Source organism: Pseudomonas sp. B14(2022) (assembly GCF_012030485.1).
Classification (GTDB): domain Bacteria; phylum Pseudomonadota; class Gammaproteobacteria; order Pseudomonadales; family Pseudomonadaceae; genus Aquipseudomonas.
On the sequence record NZ_JAAUVM010000043.1, the window covers coordinates 1 to 19,036 of the forward strand.

Consider the following 19,036-nt stretch of genomic DNA (forward strand, 5'->3'; position numbering starts at 1 on the left):
CGCGCTACAACATCAGCAGGCCTCATAGCTACAACGACTACCGGTCGCCGGTCGTGAAGGAAAGGTTGGCGGCGTGAACCTTAATCAGTGTCCAAGATTACTTGACCAGTTCAAGCCCCCTCCCACAGGAAAGCGAGCGTGTGTCAGTGCCGCAGCAACTTGCGCAACGGCACGCCATCCTTGAGCACCGGTGACTTGATCACGATATAGCTGAAGTACTTGGAGATACCGATGTTCTTGTCCAGCAAGCTTTCAACCACTTCCTGGTAATGCTGGATGCTGCGGGTCATGAAACGCACCAGGTAGTCGTAGCCACCACTGATCAGGTGACACTCGAGCACTTCGTCCACCAGGCGGATATTCGATTCGAACTTGGCGAAGTCTTCACGCTTGTGGTCGCTGAGGGTGATCTCGGTAAACACCGTGACCGAGTCGGTTATCTTGGCCAGGTTCAAGTGCGCCTTGTAGCTGGAAATATACCCGGCCGACTCCAGCCGCTTGACCCGTTGCAGGCACGGGCTGGCGGACAGGCCCACGGCGTCGGCGAGGCTGACATTGGTCATCCGGCCGTCTTTTTGCAATTCAACCAGAATACTGATGTCGATCCGGTCCAGCTTGACTTGCCCTTCCATTGCGTACCTCTTGACTGCCGTTTGTAAGACAATCTTCTAGCAAAATCAGCGCCGTAAAGACAGCTGATGCTGCGCCACCAGATCCGCCATGCTGTTGATGCAGTAGTCCGCCGCGCAAGGCGAAGGCTGCCGCGCCCGGTGGCGGCCGATCAAACAGCGGTCCAGGGCCGCGTGTGCGCCGACTGACGGTCGCGTCACATGCAGCACCGGTTGCAACTGCTCGCCCTGGTCCGTGAGCCATTGCGGGTCTTCGGCCAGGGAAATGAAATCTTCCGGTGCAATCCCCAATCGCTCGCACAACACCCCGCGATCCTCGGCATCACGGTCGCCACGCACCAGCAATCGGTAGAACTTGCGCAGGTACAGCATCGCCCCCGGGGCATCCTCGAACAACGACCAATTGCCCGCCGAACGGGCAAAGCTCATGCCCTCCTCCCAACTGGCGTGCAATCCCCACGCCTCTGCCAGTTGGCGATGGGCAAAACACAACACGCCACTGAAGCCCAGCTCGGCGAAACGCGGATAGAGCTGGGCAACCTGCGCATTGAATTCGGCCAGCACCTGGTCCTTGGCCGGCTGCCCGCCACGGCTGTCGAGCAGCGGTTGCAACGCCGCCCACACCCCGGAATCGCGATCCACCAGCACTTCATCGCAATCGATCAGCAACGCTCGATAATCTGTCAGTCCCATGTGGGGTCAAGCCTCCAATGCTGCAGTTGGCCCATAGTGGGCACAGCCTCAGTTCAAGACCCGTGCCAAGGCACCGTCGAGGATTTTCAGCGCTTCGTCGACCTGAGCTTCAGTGGTCACCAACGGCGCGAGGAAGCGCAGCACATTGCGATGCACCCCGCATTTGATCACCAGCAAACCACCGGCCCGGGCTTCATCGATCAGCCGTTGGTTGAGGTCGGCATCCGGGGTGCGGGCCGGATCATCCTTGATCAACTCCATCGCCAACATAAAGCCGGTGCCGCGCACATCGCCGATGCGCGAGTAGCGCGCCTGCAAATCGAGCAAACCCTGGCGCAGACGCTCGCCCAGTACTTGGCTGCGCGCCAGCAACTGCTCCTGCTCGAACGCATCGATCACCGCCAGCGCCGCCGCACAGGCCAGCGCATTACCGCCGTAGGTGCCGCCCAGCCCGCCGGGCAATGGTGCATCCATGATGTGCGCCTTGCCGACTACGCCGGACAACGGCAAGCCGCCGGCCAGGCTCTTGGCCACGGTCACCAGGTCGGGCTGGATACCCGCATGCTGGAAACCGAACCAGGTGCCGGTGCGACCGAAGCCAGTCTGGATTTCGTCGAGGATCAACACGATGCCATGCTTGTCGGCCAACGCTCGCAGCGCCTGGAGAAACTCAGGTGGCGCGGTGAGGAAACCGCCGTCGCCCTGCACCGGTTCGATGATGATTGCAGCCACCCGCTCCGGCGCTACCTGGGTCGCCAGCAACTCATCCAGGGCCTTGAGCGCGATGTCGCTGGTCACGCCGCGATAAGCATTCGGGTACGGGGTGTGGAACACCTCCGGCGCAAACGGCCCGAAGTTCTGCTTGTAGGGCTGGCTCATGCCGGTGAGCGTGGTGCCCAGCAACGTGCGCCCGTGGAAACCGCCACGGAAGGCGATCACCGCCGAGCGATTGGTATGGGCGCGGGCGATCTTCACCGCATTTTCCACCGCCTCGGCGCCGGAGGTGAAGAACGCCGCTTTGTACGCTTCCTGGCCGCCAATCATTTCACACAGACGCTGGGCCAGGTCGAGGTAAGGCTGATAGGCAACCACCTGGAAGCAGGCATGGGAGACCCTCTGCAACTGGGCCTGCACAGCGGCGACCACCTTGGGGTGGTTATGACCGATGTTGAGCACGCCGATACCGCCGACGAAGTCCAGGTAACGCTTGCCATCCACGTCCCACAACTCGGCGCCCTGGGCACGGTCGATCACCAGCGGGTGCGCGGTCACCAGGCCACGGGGCACGAACTGCTCGCGCTGACGGAGCAAATGAGGGGTTTCGTCGACTTTGCTATTCATGGCATTTCCCATCGTGAGTCCGGCAACCGGAAGGTGGTTGCGATGCTGTCCAGAGTACGACCTGCGGGCAACGAACTACGCCGAACTTGCCCCGTGAGAAATTCGGATCAACTGTTTTCGCCCCGCGTTTCAACAGATCCTGCGCCGGGCTTGGGGGATGATGATCGCTACCTTCATCCAGCAGGAAATGCCCATGGCCTTGCTCTACAAAGCTGACCCGGTGCGCGGCCAACACTGGCAGGCACTCTTTGCCCAACACGCGCCGGATATCGAATGGCGCGCCTGGCCCGACATCGGCAACCCCTCCGAGGTCGACTACCTGGCCGCCTGGCAGGCGCCGGAAGATCTGGCGCACGTGCTGCCCAACCTCAAGGTGTTGTTTGCGTTGTCGGCCGGTGTCGATCAACTGGATCTGGACTGTCTGCCTGCGGGCCTGCCGGTGGTGCGCCTGCTGGATCCGGGCATCACCCGCGGCATGTGCGAGTACGCCAGTTGGGCGGTGCTCAGCCTGCACCGCGACATGCTGCGCTACCGCCAGCAGCAGGTGGCACGCTGTTGGCAGGCACACCTGTTGCAGCCGGCTGCGAACCGGCGCGTAGGGGTGATGGGCCTGGGAGCCCAGGCCCAGCAGATTCTGGCGACCTTGGCACCGCTGGGCTTTGCCCTGTCCGGCTGGGCGCGCAGTGCGCACCAGGTGCCGGGGGTGGAGTGTTATGCGGGAGAAGCGCAACTGCCGGCGTTTCTTAGCCAGTGCGATATTTTGCTGTGCGTGTTGCCGTTGACGGAGCAGACCCAGGGGATTCTGGACCGGCGCTTGTTTGCGCAACTGCCACGGGGGGCAGGGTTGGTGAATATGGGCCGTGGGGGGCACCTGGTTGAAGAGGATTTGCTCGAGGCGCTGGAGAGCGGGCAGTTGAGTGGGGCCGTGCTGGATGTGCTGCGGGAAGAGCCGGCGCCGCCGGAGCATCCGTTTTGGGAGCACCCGCAGGTATTGTTGACGCCGCATATTGCGGCGATGACGCAGCCGGAAAGTGCGTTTGGGGTGTTGTTGGAGAATATTCGGCGGTTTGAGCGGGGGGAGGAGATGGTGGGTGAGGTGGATCGGTTGCGGGGGTATTGAGTACCTATCCGTTGCTGCGATAACGGCGACTTAGGGTTCCGCCCTTACGGCGGGTCACTTTGGAAAAGAGCCGGAATGCCGGCCCAGCCCAAAGTAACCAAAGGGCTCTTGCCCCAACACTCGGCACCTCGCCTAGGCTCGGTGTGCCCTCACTCCGGCCAGCGTGTTTAACGGGGCGCCTGAGATCAAGATCAAAAGCCGGAGCAAAAGCAGAGCAGAAGCAAACCGAGGTCCATCTGATATATGGAGATCCAAATGTGGGAGGGGCGGTGCGACGATTCGACTTGCCCCCGATGAGGGAGTGTCAGGTGATGGATTTGGTACTGACCCACTGCAATCGGGGGCAAGCCCCCTCCCACATTTTTTACCGAATACACCAGACCCAACCCCGGTCGGCTTTAAGGCCGCCTCGCTTTGGCTTTTGATCTCAAATCGCCCCGTCAAACACGCTGGCCGAACGCAGGCTTTGGAGCGTGGGTAACCCGGCAGGACGCCGGGTTAGCCGCGCTGGGCCAGGGATGGCCCATCGCGGCGGCCCACGCTCCAAAGCCGGAGTGAGGGCACACCGAGCCTAGGCGAGGTGCCGAGTGTTGGGGCGAGGACCTTTTGGTTACTTTTGGGTCCCTCCAAAAGTGACCCGCTGTAAGAGCGGAACCATAGGCAGCCGTTACCGCAGCAACGGATATGTACTCAATCAAAAAGCCGCCCAGCTATCGCAACCCCCACATCCTGAGTCGATCCCCTGCCCCCCAAATCCGGCGTGACCACCCCTTCTGCAATCACCGCCTCAATCGCCCGCAATATCCCATCATGCGCCGCCCGATACCGCCCATCCCCATTGCCTAAAAAGTCCAACATCAACGCCCCCGACCAGATCATCGCAATCGGATTGGCAATGTTCTGCCCATAGATATCCGGCGCCGACCCATGCACCGGCTCGAACAACGACGGAAACCGCCGCTCCGGATCCAGGTTCGCCGACGGCGCTATTCCAATGGTCCCCGCACACGCCGGCCCCAGGTCCGACAGAATGTCGCCAAACAGATTCGACGCCACCACCACATCAAACCGATCAGGCTGCAACACAAACCGCGCGCACAAAATATCGATGTGCTGCTTGTCCCACGTTACCTCGGGATAGTTCGCCGCCATCAATGCCGTGCGCTCATCCCAGTAAGGCATGCTGATGGAAATCCCATTGGACTTGGTCGCCGCCGTCAGCTTCTTACGCGAACGAGTCTGGGCCAGGTCGAAGGCAAACTTGAGAATGCGATCAACCCCACGTCGAGTGAACACCGACTCCTGCAGTACAAACTCATGCTCGGTGCCTTCGAACATCTTGCCGCCCACCGAGGAGTATTCGCCCTCGGTGTTTTCGCGAATCACCACAAAGTCGATGTCCCCCGGCTTGCGCCCAGCCAGTGGGCACGGCACGCCGGGAAACAGCCGCACCGGGCGGATGTTCACGTACTGGTCGAAGTCGCGGCGAAACTTGAGCAGCGAGCCCCACAGGGAGATATGGTCCGGGACTTTGTCCGGCCATCCCACGGCGCCGAAGTAGATCGCGTCAAAGCCCTTGAGCTGCTCGAACCAGTCCTCGGGCATCATCTGCCCGTGTTCCAGGTAGTAATCACAGTGAGCCCAGTCGAGCACTTCGATGCTCAGGTTCAGGTCCCAGATCCTGGCGGCCTGTTCCAGTACCCGCAGCCCTTCGGGCAGCACTTCCTTGCCGATGCCATCGCCGGCTATCGCGGCGATTCTGAATGCCTTGCTCATGGTGCGTGCCTCGCAAAAATTCAGTTCAAGCCGCCGATATGGAAGGCTTTGACTTCAAGGTATTCGTCCAGGCCGTACTTGCTGCCCTCGCGTCCCAGGCCCGATTGCTTGATGCCGCCGAACGGCGCGACCTCCATCGAGATGATCCCGGTGTTGAGCCCGACCATGCCGAACTCCAGGGCCTCACCAAAGCGCCACGAGCGCTGCAGGTCTTGGGTGAAATAGTAGGCGCCCAGGCCGTACGGGGTGGCGTTGGCCAAGGCGAGGGCCTGGGCTTCGTCGGTAAAGCGCATCAGCGGTGCCACCGGGCCGAAGGTTTCTTCATTGGCCAGCAACATCCCGGCGTGGGTGTCGCCGAGTACCGTGGGCTGCACGAACTGGCTGTCGCCGCTGGGGACTGCGCCGCACAGCAACTGGGCGCCCTGGCTCAGGGCGTCGTCGATATGCCGCGCGACTTTGTTCACCGCTGCGGGGTTGATCAGCGGGCCGATGGTCACGCCGTCTTCCAGACCGTTGCCGACCTTGAGCTTGCCCACCTCTTCCACCAGCCGCGCCGCGAAACGCGCATAGATACCGTGCTGCACCAGGATGCGGTTGGCGCACACGCAGGTTTGCCCGGCGTTGCGAAATTTGCTGAGCATCACCCCGGCCACCGCCTGTTCAAGGTCGGCGTCATCGAACACGATAAACGGCGCATTGCCGCCCAGTTCCAAACTCAAGCGTTTGATGTGCTCGGCGCTCTGGCGCATCAACAGGCGGCCGACGGCGGTGGAGCCGGTAAAGGAAATCTTGCGCACCGCCGGGTTGCCGGTCAGCTCTTCGCCAATGCCGGCGGGCAAGCCGGTGATTACATTGAACACCCCGGCCGGAATGCCGACGCGCTCGGCCAGCACCGCCAGGGCCAGGGCCGACAGCGGCGTGAGGTCCGAGGGTTTGACGATGATCGGGCAACCGGCGGCCAGCGCCGGTGCGCATTTGCGCGTGATCATCGCATTGGGGAAATTCCACGGGGTGATGGCGGCACATACGCCCACCGGTTGCTTGAGGGTCAGCAAACGGCGATCACCACTGGGTGCGGGCATGGTTTCACCGTAGACCCGGCGCGCTTCCTCGGCGAACCATTTGACGAAGCCGGCACCGTAGCGCACTTCGCCACGGGCTTCGTTCAGCGGTTTGCCCTGCTCGCAGGTCATGATCAGCGCCAGGTCATCGAGGTTGTCGATCATCGCCTGATACCAGCGCTCCAGCAGCGCCGCGCGTTCGGCGGCCGGGCGGGCGCGCCAGGCGGGCCAGGCACGCTCGGCAGCTTCGATGGCGCGGCGGGTGTCCACCGCGTCCATGGCCGGCACCTGGGCAATCAAGTGGCCGGTGGCGGGGTCGCGGATGTCCAGGGTGGCGCCGCTGTCGGCAGCGATCCACTGGCCATCTACGTAGGCGAGTTCAGCCAGCAGGCTGGGGTCTTGCAAGCGATTCTTGAGCATGGTCGAGTCCTGATCCGAGACACGCTCCAGTCTAGGGAGGTGCCGCAAACGAGGATGCCGAAAGCGCGGTTAAAGCAGCGTGCCGTGCTGAAATTCACCTCAGGACGGCAGGCTCTGCTAGGCCGTCAGCGAACCGAGCAAGCCTTGCAAAAAGCGCTCGCCGGCGTCCATCTGGCTGATCTCGATAAACTCGTCGGGCTTGTGCGCCTGCTCGATGGAACCCGGCCCGCACACCACTACTGGCACGTCCAGGCGCTGCTTGAACAGGCCGCCTTCGGTGCCGAACGAGACCTTGGACGTGCCGGTGCCCGGCGCGGCGAATTGCTTGAGAAAGCGCACCGCCTCGACGCTGGGATGGGTGTCGAGGCCGGGATAGACGTTGATCGTTTCGATCTCGATGGCCGCCACGCTGGACAGCTTCTGCGCCTCCCGCACGATCACCTCGGCGCGCTCGCGCATCTGCTCCAGGAACGCGTCCAGGTCGTCCGCCGGCAGGTTGCGCACTTCAAAATCCAGGGTGCACAGGTTGGGCACGATATTCAGCGCCTTGCCGCCGATAATCTGGCCGACATGCACGGTGCTGTAGGGCACGTCATAGTCGTTGTCCTGGGCACCATGGCGCTGCAACTGTTGCTGGCTGTCACGCAGGGCGGCGATAAAGTCACAGGCCACGTGGATGGCGTTGACCGAGCGCGGCGCGAGCGATGAATGCGCCTCCAGGCCTCGGCAGTACGTGCGGTAGGACCCCTTGCCCTTATGGCCGAGTACAAACTGCATGTTGGTCGGCTCACCGATCACACACAGAAACGGCCGCACCGGCGCCAGGTGCAGCACGTCGAGCAAACGCCGCACGCCGACGCAGCCGATCTCTTCGTCATGGGACAGGGCCAGTTGCAGCGGGCGGTTCAAGCTGTGGTCGGCGGCGTCCAGCATGGCGTCGATGGCCAGGGCGATAAAGCCCTTCATGTCGCAGCTGCCACGCCCATAAATGCGCCCGTCCTGCACGGTGGCGGCGAAGGCGGGAAAGGTCCAGGCCTGCCCCGCCGCCGGCACCACGTCGGTGTGTCCGGACAGCAGCACGCCCGGCTGTTCCTTGGGCCCGGTGCTGGCGAACAGGTTGGCTTTCTTGCCGCTTGGGTCCTTGACGATCAGCGACTCGATGCCCTTGGTCAGCAGCAGGTCGCGCACATATTCAATCAAGGCCATGTTCGACTCCGATGACACGGTGTCGAAGGCCATCAGTTGTTTCAGAATCTCCAATACGCGGGGTTTCATGAGGCCTGGCTCCGTTGCTCGGCAGGTAGGGCGAACCGGGTGATGGAGAATGGCTCGATCGGGGTACTGGTGCTGCCAGTGGCAAGCAGTTCGGCCATCACATCGCCGACGCCCGGGCCAAGCTGGAAACCGTGGCCGCAAAACCCGAAGGCATAGAACAGCCCGTCGACGGTACCGCTGGGGCCCATCACCGGCAACGAGTCCGGCAGGTAGCCTTCGATGCCGCTCCACACGCGGATGATGTTCAGGTTGCCGACGCCCGGCAGCAGGCGGCGCATCTGGCTGACCTGGTTGAGGATGCTGCGCGGTTCCACGTAGGCGCGGCGGTTGAGCATATCCGGCTTGCTGCGGTAGCCGCCGCCGATGACGATATTGCCACGGGGAATCTGGCGGAAGTAGATCACCTCTTCGGGCACCTTGGTGTACACGCCGATCACGGTGGGCAAGGCATAAGGCACCGGCTCGGTCACGGCCATTTGCGGGCCGTGGGTGTCCAGCGGTACCGGTTCGCCGAACTGCGCCGAGAGCTTCTGGCCCCAGGCGCCGGCGGTGATCAACAGTTGCGCGGCGTGGAACTGGCGGCCGTCGGTGGTAGTGACCTGGAAGTCGTCGCCGACTTTCTGCACCTCGGCCACTTCGGTGCGTTCTTCGATCTGCGCGCCCAGGCGCCGAGCGGCACGGGCAAACGCCGGCGCGGCCAGGCGCGGGTTGGCATGGCCATCGTGGGGCGCGTAGGAGCCGCCCTTGACGTCCGGGCCAAGGAAGCCGAAGCGTTGATGCAGTTCGGCGCCACGATAAATCTTCAGGTCCAGTTGTTCCGCTTCCGGTGCGGCCGCGTAGGCCTCAAGCTCGGCGATTTCATCTTCGCGGTAACACACACGCATATGCCCGCTGGGGATGAATTCCAGGTCGTCGTCGATCAGTTCCGGCAGGCGCTTCCATAGCTCCCACGAGCGGTTGGCCAGGGCCAACTGGCCGAGGAAGCGCCCTTGCCGGCGCACATTGCCGAAGTTCACACCACTGGCGTACTGACCGATCTGGTCGCGCTCCAGCAGGATCACCGACTGCCCACGACTACGCAGAAAAAACGCGGTCGCCGAGCCCATCACACCCCCGCCGACAATCACCACATCGGCTTTTTGCACGCTCATGACGAGACCTCCTCGGTGATCAACATCGATAACGGTTTGACCGGCGCCTGGCCGCGTTGGCGCCCGACCTCCTGCACCGGCACGCCGGCAGCGGCGGCGATCACTTCGGCCCCGGCCTGGGAGCAGTAACGCCCCTGGCAACGGCCCATGCCCACGCGGCTGAACGCCTTGGCGCGATTGACTTCGCAGGCGCCCTTCTCTTTCACCGTGCGGCGCAGCTCGCCAGCGCTGATCATCTCGCAGCGGCACACGATGGCGCTGTCCGGCAACGCCTTGGCCTGTTCGCTCGGCCAGGGGAACGCCTGGGCCAGGCCCAGGCGGAATTGATCCATCACCGCCAGGGCCTGCTGTTGTGCATCCCGCAGGCCGGCGTCGACCGGGTGTTGCAGGTCTTCCAGCAGCGCCAGCGCCACCAGGCGCCCGGCGTGCTCGGCGGCATCGGCGCCGCGAATTTTCGCTCCGTCACCGGCCGCGTACACGCCCTTCACCGAGGTGCGTCCGGCGTCATCCGTGGCCAGCCACCATTGGCTCGATGCGGCATCGAACGCCATGCGACAACCGGCCAGGTCACCCAGCTGGGTTTCCGGGCGCAGGTGGTAACCCAGCGCAACGGCATCGGCCTGCACCGTGACAGTCTGCCCGTTGCCGGTGGTGAAACGCACACCGCTCACGCCATTGGCCGCGTCGCCCATCACTTGCAGCGGCTTAACCCCCAGGTGCACCGCCACCTTGGCGCGGTACAGTTGCGCCAATAGCTTGATCCCCGTGAACAGCACGCCAGGCCGCGCCAGCAGTTTGGGCAAGGCTTTCAGACGCAGGCTCAAGGCTGAGGTGTCGAGCACCGCCGCCACTTCGGCGCCGGCCTTCACGTATTGGCTGGCGACCAGGTACAGCAACGGCCCGCTGCCCATGAACACCACGCGATGGCCGATGGACACGGCCTGGTTTTTCAAGGCGATCTGCGCCCCGCCCAGGCTGTAGGTGCCCGCCAGTTGCCAGCCCTCGATGGGCATCAGGCGGTCGGTGGCGCCGGTGCAGAGGATCAGTGCGTCGTAATCCACCGTGGTGTGGCGGCCCTGGCTCACGCAGCACAGCTGCCCTGGCGTGAGGTTCCACACCAGGGTGTCGGGGCGGTAGTCGATGGCGTCGCGCAGGCGGTCGAAACTCTGGTGCAGGGCCTGGGCCTTGCCGGCTTCGCTGCCGTAGAGGGTCGCGTAGTTGCGGGTGAAGCCTTCTGGCTGACGCCGGTAGATCTGGCCCCCGTCGCGGCGGTTCTCATCGATCAGGATCGGTTTGATCCCGGCCGCCAGCAGGGTTTCGGCGCAGCGCACCCCGGCCGGTCCGGCGCCCACAATAACTACCCGTGCAGTGGCCATGTCGCCTCCGGTTCTGTGGTAACGATGTCCAGCCCGTCACGGACTTCATTGGAGCAGGCGCGCAGGCGTTCGCCGCTGCGGGTCCACACCCAGCAATCCTGGCATGCGCCCATCAGGCAGAAACCGGCACGGCGGCCGCTGTCGAATTCCGATTGGCGCAGTGCATTGCCCTGGGTCAGCAGCGCGACCATCAAGGTGTCGCCCTGCAGGGCTTCGACGGCGGCGCCATCCACGGTCAGGCTGACCGTCGGCCGGCCCTGTTCGGCCAACCTCACAAAACGCCCGTTCATGCATAGGCTCCCAAGGTCATGGTGGTCACGCCCTGCTGGGTATTCAGCAAGTGGGCGCTGTCGTGGTGGCAAAGGATTTCACCACCGTTGTCCAGGCTGCGGCGGCTCGGCGCGGTGCGGTTGCACAGGCCGTCGACGCGCACCGGGCAGCGATTAAGGAAGGTGCACAGTTCCGGCACGTTGGCCCGCTCGCCAATCGCTGGCAGCGCCTCGGACGTGGTGCCGCAGCTTTCCAGCCAGCCCTGGCGCAACTCGGGCACCGAGTGAATCAACAGGTCGGTGTAGGGGTGGAACGGCGGCTCGGCAAACGACTCGCGGCTGCCGGCCTGGACCTTGCGGCCGCTGTACATCACCACAATGTCATCGCACAGCGCACGCACGGTGGAGATGTCGTGGCTGATAAACAGGTACGACACCCCCAGTTGCTGGCGCAGGTCGCGCAGCAGTTCGAGGATCGCCGCGCCCACCACGGTGTCGAGGGCCGAGGTCACTTCGTCGCAGAGGATCAGGTCGGGTTTGGCCGCCAGCGCGCGGGCCAGGTTGACCCGCTGCTTTTGCCCGCCAGACAACTCATTCGGGCGCCGTTCGGCGAGGTCGCGGGGCAGGCGCACCAGGTCGAGCAGTTCGCCGATGCGGGTTTGCAGCGCCGCGCCTTTGAGGCCGAAATACATTTTCAACGGCCGACCGATGATGGCCGCCACGCTGTGCATGGGGTTGAGCGCGGTGTCGGCGTTCTGGAACACCATCTGGATCCGGCGGAATTGCTCCGGGGTGCGCTCGGCTAGGCTGCCGCCCAAGGGTTGCCCGTCGAAGGCCAGGCCACCGAGGGCCGGGGTCAACAACCCCGCCACCACCCGGGCCAGGGTGGACTTACCCGAGCCCGACTCGCCGATCACGCCGATGGCCTGGCCACGGCGCACGGTGAGGTCGATGTCTTCAAGCACCCGAATCGACGGCATGCCGTGCAGGTTCTTGTTGCCGTAGCCAGCGGTAAGGCCGGTGATGGTCAGCAGCGGTACCTCCCCGGCGACGCCGCATGGCGGGCGAATGGTGGTGTCGGGCCGTGCGGCGGCCAGCAGGCTGCGGGTGTAGGCGTGGGTCGGGGCGTTGAGCAGCGGTGCGGTGGCGCTTTGCTCGAGGATCTGGCCACCGTTGAGCACCACGATCTGGTCGGCCATTTGCGCCACCACCGCCAGGTCGTGGGACACGTAAACCGCCGTGGCCCCGCGCTCGCGCACCACGCGTTTGAAGGCGCGCAGCACGTCGATCTGGGTGGTCACATCCAGTGCGGTGGTCGGCTCGTCGAGCACCACCAGCAGCGGGTCGCTGATCAGCGCCATCGCCGCCATCACCCGTTGCAGTTGCCCGCCGGAGACCTGGTGCGGGTAGCGCTGGCCGATGCGCTCCGGGCCCGGCAACGCCAGGTCGCGGAACAGTCCGATGGCCTTGGCGTGCAGCTCGGCCCGAGTGCCCAGGCCATGGATCAACGCGCCCTCTATCACCTGGTCAATGAGTCTTTTGGCCGGGTTGAACGCTGCAGCGGCGCTTTGCGCGATATAGGACACGCGGTTGCCGCGCAGGCCTTGCAGTTGGTGTTCGCTCAGGGCAAGCATGTCGTGCTCGCCGACCTGCACCACCCCGCCGGACAAACGACAGCCACGCCGTGCATACCCTAGCAAGGCCAGGGCGATGGTGGTCTTGCCTGAGCCGGACTCACCGATCAACGCCAGCACTTCACCTTTTTTCAGGGCAAAGCTCACGCCCTTGACGATTTCCACCTCGCCGCGCTCGCCACAGGCGACCACGCGCAGGTCTTCGACGCGAATCAATTCAGTCATTTCAATGGCCTCCCGTGCGTCGACTACGTCGCGACGACAGATAGTCGATCAGCAGATTCACGCCGATGGTCAGCGTGCCGATGGCCAGCGCCGGAATGATGATGGCCAGCGCGCCCTGGTTAAGGCCGCCGATGTTTTCCCGCACCAGCGAGCCGAGGTCGGCATCCGGCGGTTGCACGCCCAGGCCAAGAAAACTCATGCCGCTGAGCAACAGCACGATGTAGCCGAAACGCAGGCCCAGGTCGGTCAGGACCGGGTTGAGCATGTTCGGCAGGATCTCCATGCACGCCACGTACAACCGGCGCTCGCCACGGGTACGCGCGACCTGCACGTACTCCAGGGCTTCGATATTGACCGCCATGCTGCGGGCGACGCGGAAGGAGCCGGGGATATAGCTGATCACGGCCGTACAGATCAGCAACGTCACCGATGAGCCAAAGGCCGAGACCATGATCAGCGCAAGCATTTTGCTCGGGATCGAAATAAAGGCGTCCATGATGCGGCTGATGATCTCGTCCAGCCACTTGGGCGAGACCACCGACAACAGCGCACACCCGGTGCCGAAGATGCTGGCCAGTAACGCCGCCACCAGCGCCAGCCCGACGGTGAACCGCGCGCCCACCAGCACCCGGCTGAGCATGTCGCGGCCCAGGTAATCGGTGCCGAATGGATGCGCGAGGCTGAAGCCTTCGAAGATGTTATCGGACACCACCTCCCCCACCGGGTGAGGCGCCAGCCACGGGCCGAGCAGCGCCACCAGCAGCCAGGCGACGCACACTACGCCGCCCAGCAGCCCCAGCCACGACGGGCCGCTGGACACCTTGGCGAGTGCCAGGGCGGAAGAAACAGGCTTGGATTTCGCAATGAGGTTGTTCATTGGTTTCTCAGCCTCGGATTGGACAGGATCGCGCACAGGTCGGCGAGCAGCACCAGGCCCAGGTAGGCCGCGCAAAACAACATGGTGCACGCCTGCACCAGCGCCATGTCGCGGTTGGTCACGGCATCGACCATCAAGCTGGCAATGCCGGGGTAGTTGAAGATGGTTTCGACGATCACCACCCCGCCCAACAGGTACGACAGGCTCAGGGCGATGGCGTTGGCAATCGGCCCGATGGCATTGGGCAAGGCATGGCGCAGCACGATGCGAATCGGGCTGACGCCCTTGAGCCGGGCCATTTCCACGTAGGGGCTGTCGAGCTGGTCGATCACGGCGGCGCGGGTCATGCGCGCCATTTGCGCCACGATCACGCAGCACAGCGTCATCACCGGCAAGGCATAGGTGCGCAGAAATTGCAGCGGTGAGCTGATGTCGCTGGCATACGAGAGGGCCGACAACCAACCGAGGTTGACCGCGAAAATCAGCACCGCCAGGGTCGCCACCAGAAATTCCGGCACCGCGACCATCGCCAGGGTGACGAAGCTCAGGCAGCTGTCGATGCGCCCGCCCCGGCCCATCGCCGAGCCGATACCGAGTACCAGCGCCACCGGCACCGAGACCAGCGCCGTGGCGCCGGCCAGCATCAGGGTGTTGGGCACCCGGCCCGCCATCAGCTCACCGACCGGCATGGCGTTGGAGACCGACACGCCCATGTCGCCAGTGAGCAGGCTCATCAACCAGTGCAGGTAACGCAACACACCGGGCTGGTCCAACCCCAGTTTCAGGCGCAGGGCCGCCACCTGTTCAGGGGTCGCGAACTGGCCCAGGGATTGTTGCGCCGCGTCCCCCGGCAGTACCGCCGTGATCGCGAACACGACCATGGACACGATCAACAAGGTCAAGGCCCCGGCACCGAAGCGCCGGCCGATCAACCACAGTGTATTGCTATTCATCCCACGACCCTCCTCAAGCGTCCAACCACACCTGCTCGGCAAACATGTAGCCCATGAAACCGCCCAGTGGGTTGCTGTCGTAGCCTTTGATGCGCTGGTCAACGCCGTCGATATTGCTGATGAACACCGGCACGCCGATGCCGCAGTGGTCGTGCACCAAGGTCTGCATGTCGCCATACATCTTGGCGCGCTTGGCGTCGTCGGTTTCGCCACGGGCCAGCATCAGCAACTGGTCGAACTGCTCGTTCTGCCAGCCGGACTCGTTCCACGGCGCCTTGGACTGGAAGAACTGCGAGAACATTACGTCGGCATTCGGCCGTGGGTTGATGTTGCCGAAGCTCAGCGGGTGCTTCATCCAGTGGTTGGACCAGTAGCCGTCGCTCGGCAGGCGGTTCACGTCGAGCTTGAGCCCGGCCTGTTTGGCCGATTGCTGCAACAGCACGGCGATGTCCACCGAACCGGTGGCGGCCGGCGAGGCCATCACGGGCATGGTGATGCTTTCCATGCCGGCTTTCTTCAGCAGGAACTTGGCTTTTTCCGGGTCGTAGACCGTCTGCGGCAAGTCGGTGTTGAAGTAGCGCGAACCCGGCGCAATCGGGTGATCGTTGCCCACCACCGCAAAGCCACGGAATACCGCGGACTTGACCTGTTCACGGTCGAGCAGCAGTTTCATGGCCTGGGTGAATTCCGGGCTTTTGCCGGGCAGTTGGTCTTGGCGAATGATCAAGTCAGTGTAGTTGCCCGACGGCGCGTCGACGACGCGGTGCTTGGCGCTGGCCTTGATGCGCGTGGTGGAGCGCGGGTTGACCTCGTTGATCATGTGCACATCGCCCGACAGCAGCGCATTGACCCGCGACGGCTCGTCGGCAATCGCGATGAACTCGATCTCGTCGAGGTACGGCAGGCCCGGTTTCCAGTAGTTTTTGTTGCGCACCGCAATCGAACGCACGCCTGGCTTGAACTCGCCCACGGTGAACGGCCCGGTGCCGATGCCTTTACTGAAGTCGCTGGTGCCCTCGGGGACGATCAACAGGTGCGACACCGCGAGGATCGACGGCAACTCGGCGTTGGCCGCGCTGAGGCGGATCTGCACTTCGTTCGGCCCGCTGGCCTTGATCTCGGCGAACTGCTCCATCAACGGCATGACCTTGGAACCGGTCAGCGGGTCTTTGTGGCGGTTCAGGGAGAACACCACGTCGGCGGCGGTCAGGGCCTTGCCGTTGTGGAAGGTCACGTCCTTGCGCAGGGTAATGGTCCAGACGGTGGCGTCGGTGTTGTCGATGCGCTCGGCCAGTTCCAGTTGCGGCACCAGGTGCTTATCGAAGCGGGTCAGGCCGTTGTAGAACATGTAGTGGCGCACATAGTCGGTGGACAGCGCGCCCTTGGCCGGGTCGAGGGTATCGGCGGTGGAGCTGGACATGCCGGCCACGCGGATCTTGCCGCCTGGCTTGCCTTTGCCGGCCACGGCGGCCTCGTCGGCGAACAGCTTGCCGGCGGCGCCGAACAGGCTGCCGGCACCGGCGGCGGCGACACCGGCCACGCCCAGCATTTGCAGGGCGTTGCGGCGCGACATGCCACGGTTGAGACGTTCGAACACCCGCAGGCTGTCCTGGCCGGAGATGAGTTCGGGGGTGTTTTTGTTGTCAGTCATAGCAAGGCTACCTGTCGATAATCGGAAGAATCGAGTGCTCACGGATGTCCGGAGCGTCCTGGAAACACAAACGACGGTGACGCAACAACGGCAACTCAGTGCAAATAGTCCTGGAAGCGGTAGTAAGCCCCTACGAACGGCAGGAACCACGGCTTGCCGAAATGCCCGGGGATCGCCGGCCATTCCAGTTCGCGCCAAGGGTTGGCCGCGGTATTGCCGGCCATGACCTCGGCCATCACCTGGCCCATGTGCACCGACATCTGCACGCCATGGCCGCTGTAGCCCATGGAGTGGAACACGCCGCCATGCTGGCCGGCGCGGGGCAGGCGGTCGGACGTCATGTCCACCAGGCCGCCCCAGCAGTAGTCGATCTTCACGTGCGCCAACTGCGGGAACATGTTCAGCATCGCCGCTTGCAGTACCTTGCCGCTCTTGGCGTCGGAGACGCTGTCGGACATGGCAAACCGAGCACGCCCGCCGAACAGCAGGCGGTTGTCCGGGGTCAGGCGAAAGTAGTTGCCGATCATGCGGCTGGTCACGTAGGCGCGATGTTGCGGCAGCAACTGGTCGATCAGCGTCTGGGGCAAGACTTCGGTAGCGATGACAAAACTGCCCACCGGCACAATCCTGCGGCGGTACCAACCCAGGTCGCCATGCTGGCAGGCACCGGTCGCCAGCAGGACTTGCCCGGCGTGCAATGAACCCTTGGCGGTGTTGACCTGGTAGCCGCCGGCCTGGGCCTTCCAATCCTTGACCTGGGTGTGCTCGTAGATCATCGCACCACGCCGCGCCGCCGCTTCGGCCAAGCCGACGCCGAAGCGGCCGACATGCATCTGCACGCCGTTGCGTTGCAGCAGGCCGCCATGAAACTGCGCCGAATTGACTTCCGCGCGGGTCTGCTCGGCGCTGAGCAACTCGACATCGGCATCCACCTCCTGGCGGATCAGCTCGCAGGTGCGGGCCAGGCCTTCGTAGTGCATCGGCTTGGCCGCCAGCTTGAGCTTGCCGTTGCGCACCAGATCGCAGGTGATCCTTTCCTGCTCGACCAGTGACACCACCGTCTGCACGGCACTTTCATAGGCCTGGTAATAGGCACGCGCCTTGGCGGCACCGAGGCTGGCGTGCAACCCGGCGTAATCCTGGGCCACACCGGTGTTGCACTGCCCACCGTTGCGCCCCGAGGCCTCACCGATCACCCGCCCGGCGTCGAGCACCACCACACTGGCGCCCTTGAGCGCCAACGCCCGCGCTGCCGCCAGGCCGGTGAACCCACCGCCGACCACAGCCACATCGACCTGCTTGGGCAAGCCGCCCAGCTGGGCACCGGTAAACGCCGGTGCGGTGTCGAGCCAATAGGATTCACTGCCCATGTCTTACCCTCAGAGGTGTGCGCTTACAGACCGACCAGCGCCGGCAGCCCACCGATATCGGTGATCTGCTGGTAACCGTAGAACGCGTTGCCCGGCACTTCGTGGCCACGGGCAACGAAGGCTTTGTTTTTGATCTTCATGTCATGGGCCGGCATCAGGTCGTAACGGAAGCTGGAAGACACATGCAAGATGTCTTCCGGGCCACAGCCGAGGTTGTCGAGCATGAATTCAAACGCGGCCAGGCGCGGCTTGTAGGCCTGGGCCTGCTCGGCGGTAAACACCTTGTGGAACGGCGCGCCGAGCTTGTCGACGTTGGACATGATCTGACTGTCGCTGGCATTGGAGAAGATCACCAGGGGAATCTTGTCGGCAATTTTCGACAGCCCGGCCGGCACGTCGGCATGAGGGCCCCAGGTCGGCACGGCGTCGTAATACAGCTGGCCTTCCTCGCGATAGTCGATACCCCAGCGTTTGCAGGTACGGGCCAGGGCGGTCTTGAGGATTTCATCGTAGGGGCGCCAGTCGCCCATGACCTGGTCGAGGCGATAAGCCGAGAAGTCTTTGACGAACTGGTCCATTTGTTCAGGCTTGATGCGATCGGCGAACAGCTCGCGGGTCATGGTGCCCATATGGAAGTTGGTCAGCGTACCGTAGCAGTCGAACGTGATGAATTTGGGACGAAGAAAGCTCATTGAGTGCGGTCCTGGAGTTCGTTGAGTGTGACAAGCGTTCGCTGCCCTGGCGGCGCGTCGGCCTCGTTGCAGCACAGGTTCATTACACCACTGTGAAATCAGCATATGCCGTCTAAAACGACCTGCGCTCAATACAAACCACCGTTTTGGTGGCCGGGCTCAGCAGACTTTGCGGTGCGCGCCAGGCTTGGGCAGGGCCAGTGTTTGTGCGCTTTTAGGGGGCTTTTAGGGGTGGAGAGGCTTAAGCACGGGGGTGGGGGCGGCAGAAAGTGTGGCTGGTTGAAGTGTGGGAGGGAGCTTGGTTCCGTGGCGGCCTTCGGGCCGACCATGTCGTTGGCTTTGAGCGCGTACATATCCGTTGCTGCGGTCACGGCCGCTATGGGTTCCGCCCTTACGGCGGGTCACTTTGGAAAAGCCCCAAAGTAACCATGGACTTGTTCCCTCAAAACGTACGCCATGAAGCGAGTGTTAAGCAGTTTGCTTCAGTTGCTTTGCGTAGTCATTAGGTGAGCTGTATCCCAGC

Annotated in this window: 16 protein-coding genes; 1 reads left to right on the forward strand and 15 read right to left on the reverse strand. The window is 63.7% G+C overall.

Annotation, left to right across the window (positions count from 1 at the left end):
* Nucleotides 1–143: 143 nt before the first annotated feature.
* Genes HCF10_RS30715 through gabT form a run of 3 tightly spaced genes read right to left on the reverse strand, consistent with a single transcriptional unit; the run spans nucleotide 144 to nucleotide 2,663 of the window.
* Entirely contained in the window at nucleotides 144–632 is a 489-nt protein-coding gene (locus HCF10_RS30715; protein WP_010449292.1) for an Lrp/AsnC family transcriptional regulator, read from the reverse strand.
* A 45-nt stretch (nucleotides 633–677) separates the two neighbouring features.
* Nucleotides 678–1,322 carry a 2-haloalkanoic acid dehalogenase gene (locus HCF10_RS30720; RefSeq protein WP_131698227.1) on the reverse strand — a complete coding sequence of 215 codons (645 nt, stop codon included), beginning with the start codon at nucleotides 1,320–1,322 and terminating at the stop codon, nucleotides 678–680.
* Nucleotides 1,323–1,370: 48 nt separating this feature from the next.
* Complete coding sequence (gabT, locus tag HCF10_RS30725; protein ID WP_131698228.1) at nucleotides 1,371–2,663, reverse strand: 4-aminobutyrate--2-oxoglutarate transaminase; 1,293 nt, start codon at nucleotides 2,661–2,663, stop codon at nucleotides 1,371–1,373.
* Between the two features lie 193 nt (nucleotides 2,664–2,856).
* On the opposite strand from gabT, the gene HCF10_RS30730 reads away from it, so the two are divergent.
* Entirely contained in the window at nucleotides 2,857–3,783 is a 927-nt protein-coding gene (locus tag HCF10_RS30730) for a 2-hydroxyacid dehydrogenase (RefSeq protein ID WP_167657076.1), read from the forward strand.
* 690 nt (nucleotides 3,784–4,473) lie between these two features.
* Here the strand turns inward: HCF10_RS30730 and HCF10_RS30735 are convergent.
* From HCF10_RS30735 to HCF10_RS30790, 12 genes are all read right to left on the reverse strand, one after another.
* The gene (locus tag HCF10_RS30735) at nucleotides 4,474–5,559 is read right to left on the reverse strand and encodes a tartrate dehydrogenase (RefSeq protein ID WP_167657067.1); all 1,086 of its coding nucleotides are present in this window, start codon (nucleotides 5,557–5,559) and stop codon (nucleotides 4,474–4,476) included.
* A gap of 20 nt (nucleotides 5,560–5,579) precedes the next feature.
* Nucleotides 5,580–7,040 (reverse strand): NAD-dependent succinate-semialdehyde dehydrogenase, encoded by a 1,461-nt coding sequence (locus HCF10_RS30740; RefSeq protein WP_167657068.1) that lies wholly within the window; start codon nucleotides 7,038–7,040, stop codon nucleotides 5,580–5,582.
* 117 nt (nucleotides 7,041–7,157) lie between these two features.
* Entirely contained in the window at nucleotides 7,158–8,315 is a 1,158-nt protein-coding gene (gene argE, locus HCF10_RS30745; RefSeq protein ID WP_167657069.1) for an acetylornithine deacetylase, read from the reverse strand.
* A complete protein-coding gene (locus HCF10_RS30750) occupies nucleotides 8,312–9,466 on the reverse strand; it encodes an NAD(P)/FAD-dependent oxidoreductase (RefSeq protein WP_167657070.1) in 1,155 nt (384 codons plus the stop codon). Before HCF10_RS30750 ends, argE begins: the two co-directional genes overlap by 4 nt.
* Nucleotides 9,463–10,842, reverse strand: coding sequence for an FAD/NAD(P)-dependent oxidoreductase (locus tag HCF10_RS30755; RefSeq protein ID WP_167657071.1), 1,380 nt, complete (start codon nucleotides 10,840–10,842; stop codon nucleotides 9,463–9,465). The genes HCF10_RS30750 and HCF10_RS30755 overlap by 4 nt, the downstream gene beginning before the upstream one ends.
* Complete coding sequence (locus tag HCF10_RS30760; RefSeq protein ID WP_167657072.1) at nucleotides 10,824–11,132, reverse strand: (2Fe-2S)-binding protein; 309 nt, start codon at nucleotides 11,130–11,132, stop codon at nucleotides 10,824–10,826. The genes HCF10_RS30755 and HCF10_RS30760 overlap by 19 nt, the downstream gene beginning before the upstream one ends.
* Nucleotides 11,129–12,970 (reverse strand): ABC transporter ATP-binding protein, encoded by a 1,842-nt coding sequence (locus HCF10_RS30765; protein ID WP_167657073.1) that lies wholly within the window; start codon nucleotides 12,968–12,970, stop codon nucleotides 11,129–11,131. Before HCF10_RS30765 ends, HCF10_RS30760 begins: the two co-directional genes overlap by 4 nt.
* A gap of 1 nt (nucleotide 12,971) precedes the next feature.
* Nucleotides 12,972–13,847, reverse strand: coding sequence for an ABC transporter permease (locus HCF10_RS30770; RefSeq protein ID WP_131698235.1), 876 nt, complete (start codon nucleotides 13,845–13,847; stop codon nucleotides 12,972–12,974).
* The gene (locus HCF10_RS30775) at nucleotides 13,844–14,800 is read right to left on the reverse strand and encodes an ABC transporter permease (RefSeq protein WP_090406235.1); all 957 of its coding nucleotides are present in this window, start codon (nucleotides 14,798–14,800) and stop codon (nucleotides 13,844–13,846) included. Before HCF10_RS30775 ends, HCF10_RS30770 begins: the two co-directional genes overlap by 4 nt.
* A gap of 13 nt (nucleotides 14,801–14,813) precedes the next feature.
* Entirely contained in the window at nucleotides 14,814–16,451 is a 1,638-nt protein-coding gene (locus HCF10_RS30780; RefSeq protein ID WP_167657074.1) for an ABC transporter substrate-binding protein, read from the reverse strand.
* 95 nt (nucleotides 16,452–16,546) lie between these two features.
* Nucleotides 16,547–17,821, reverse strand: a complete 1,275-nt coding sequence (locus tag HCF10_RS30785; RefSeq protein ID WP_167657075.1) for an NAD(P)/FAD-dependent oxidoreductase — start codon at nucleotides 17,819–17,821, stop codon at nucleotides 16,547–16,549.
* 23 nt (nucleotides 17,822–17,844) lie between these two features.
* Nucleotides 17,845–18,513, reverse strand: a complete 669-nt coding sequence (locus HCF10_RS30790) for a haloacid dehalogenase type II (RefSeq protein ID WP_065924408.1) — start codon at nucleotides 18,511–18,513, stop codon at nucleotides 17,845–17,847.
* Between the last annotated feature and the right edge of the window lie 523 nt (nucleotides 18,514–19,036).

Excerpts from the sequence above, each read along its gene's own strand:
- HCF10_RS30770 (WP_131698235.1), bottom strand. The coding sequence starts at position 13,847 with ATGAACAACCTCATTGCGAAATCCAAGCCTGTTTCTTCCGCCCTGGCA.
- HCF10_RS30790 (WP_065924408.1), bottom strand. The coding sequence starts at position 18,513 with ATGAGCTTTCTTCGTCCCAAATTCATCACGTTCGACTGCTACGGTACG.
- HCF10_RS30760 (WP_167657072.1), bottom strand. The coding sequence starts at position 11,132 with ATGAACGGGCGTTTTGTGAGGTTGGCCGAACAGGGCCGGCCGACGGTC.
- HCF10_RS30775 (WP_090406235.1), bottom strand. The coding sequence starts at position 14,800 with ATGAATAGCAATACACTGTGGTTGATCGGCCGGCGCTTCGGTGCCGGG.
- gabT (WP_131698228.1), bottom strand. The coding sequence starts at position 2,663 with ATGAATAGCAAAGTCGACGAAACCCCTCATTTGCTCCGTCAGCGCGAG.
- HCF10_RS30755 (WP_167657071.1), bottom strand. The coding sequence starts at position 10,842 with ATGGCCACTGCACGGGTAGTTATTGTGGGCGCCGGACCGGCCGGGGTG.
- HCF10_RS30765 (WP_167657073.1), bottom strand. The coding sequence starts at position 12,970 with ATGACTGAATTGATTCGCGTCGAAGACCTGCGCGTGGTCGCCTGTGGC.
- HCF10_RS30785 (WP_167657075.1), bottom strand. The coding sequence starts at position 17,821 with ATGGGCAGTGAATCCTATTGGCTCGACACCGCACCGGCGTTTACCGGT.
- HCF10_RS30720 (WP_131698227.1), bottom strand. The coding sequence starts at position 1,322 with ATGGGACTGACAGATTATCGAGCGTTGCTGATCGATTGCGATGAAGTG.
- HCF10_RS30730 (WP_167657076.1), top strand. The coding sequence starts at position 2,857 with ATGGCCTTGCTCTACAAAGCTGACCCGGTGCGCGGCCAACACTGGCAG.
- HCF10_RS30715 (WP_010449292.1), bottom strand. The coding sequence starts at position 632 with ATGGAAGGGCAAGTCAAGCTGGACCGGATCGACATCAGTATTCTGGTT.
- HCF10_RS30740 (WP_167657068.1), bottom strand. The coding sequence starts at position 7,040 with ATGCTCAAGAATCGCTTGCAAGACCCCAGCCTGCTGGCTGAACTCGCC.
- HCF10_RS30750 (WP_167657070.1), bottom strand. The coding sequence starts at position 9,466 with ATGAGCGTGCAAAAAGCCGATGTGGTGATTGTCGGCGGGGGTGTGATG.
- HCF10_RS30780 (WP_167657074.1), bottom strand. The coding sequence starts at position 16,451 with ATGACTGACAACAAAAACACCCCCGAACTCATCTCCGGCCAGGACAGC.
- argE (WP_167657069.1), bottom strand. The coding sequence starts at position 8,315 with ATGAAACCCCGCGTATTGGAGATTCTGAAACAACTGATGGCCTTCGAC.
- HCF10_RS30735 (WP_167657067.1), bottom strand. The coding sequence starts at position 5,559 with ATGAGCAAGGCATTCAGAATCGCCGCGATAGCCGGCGATGGCATCGGC.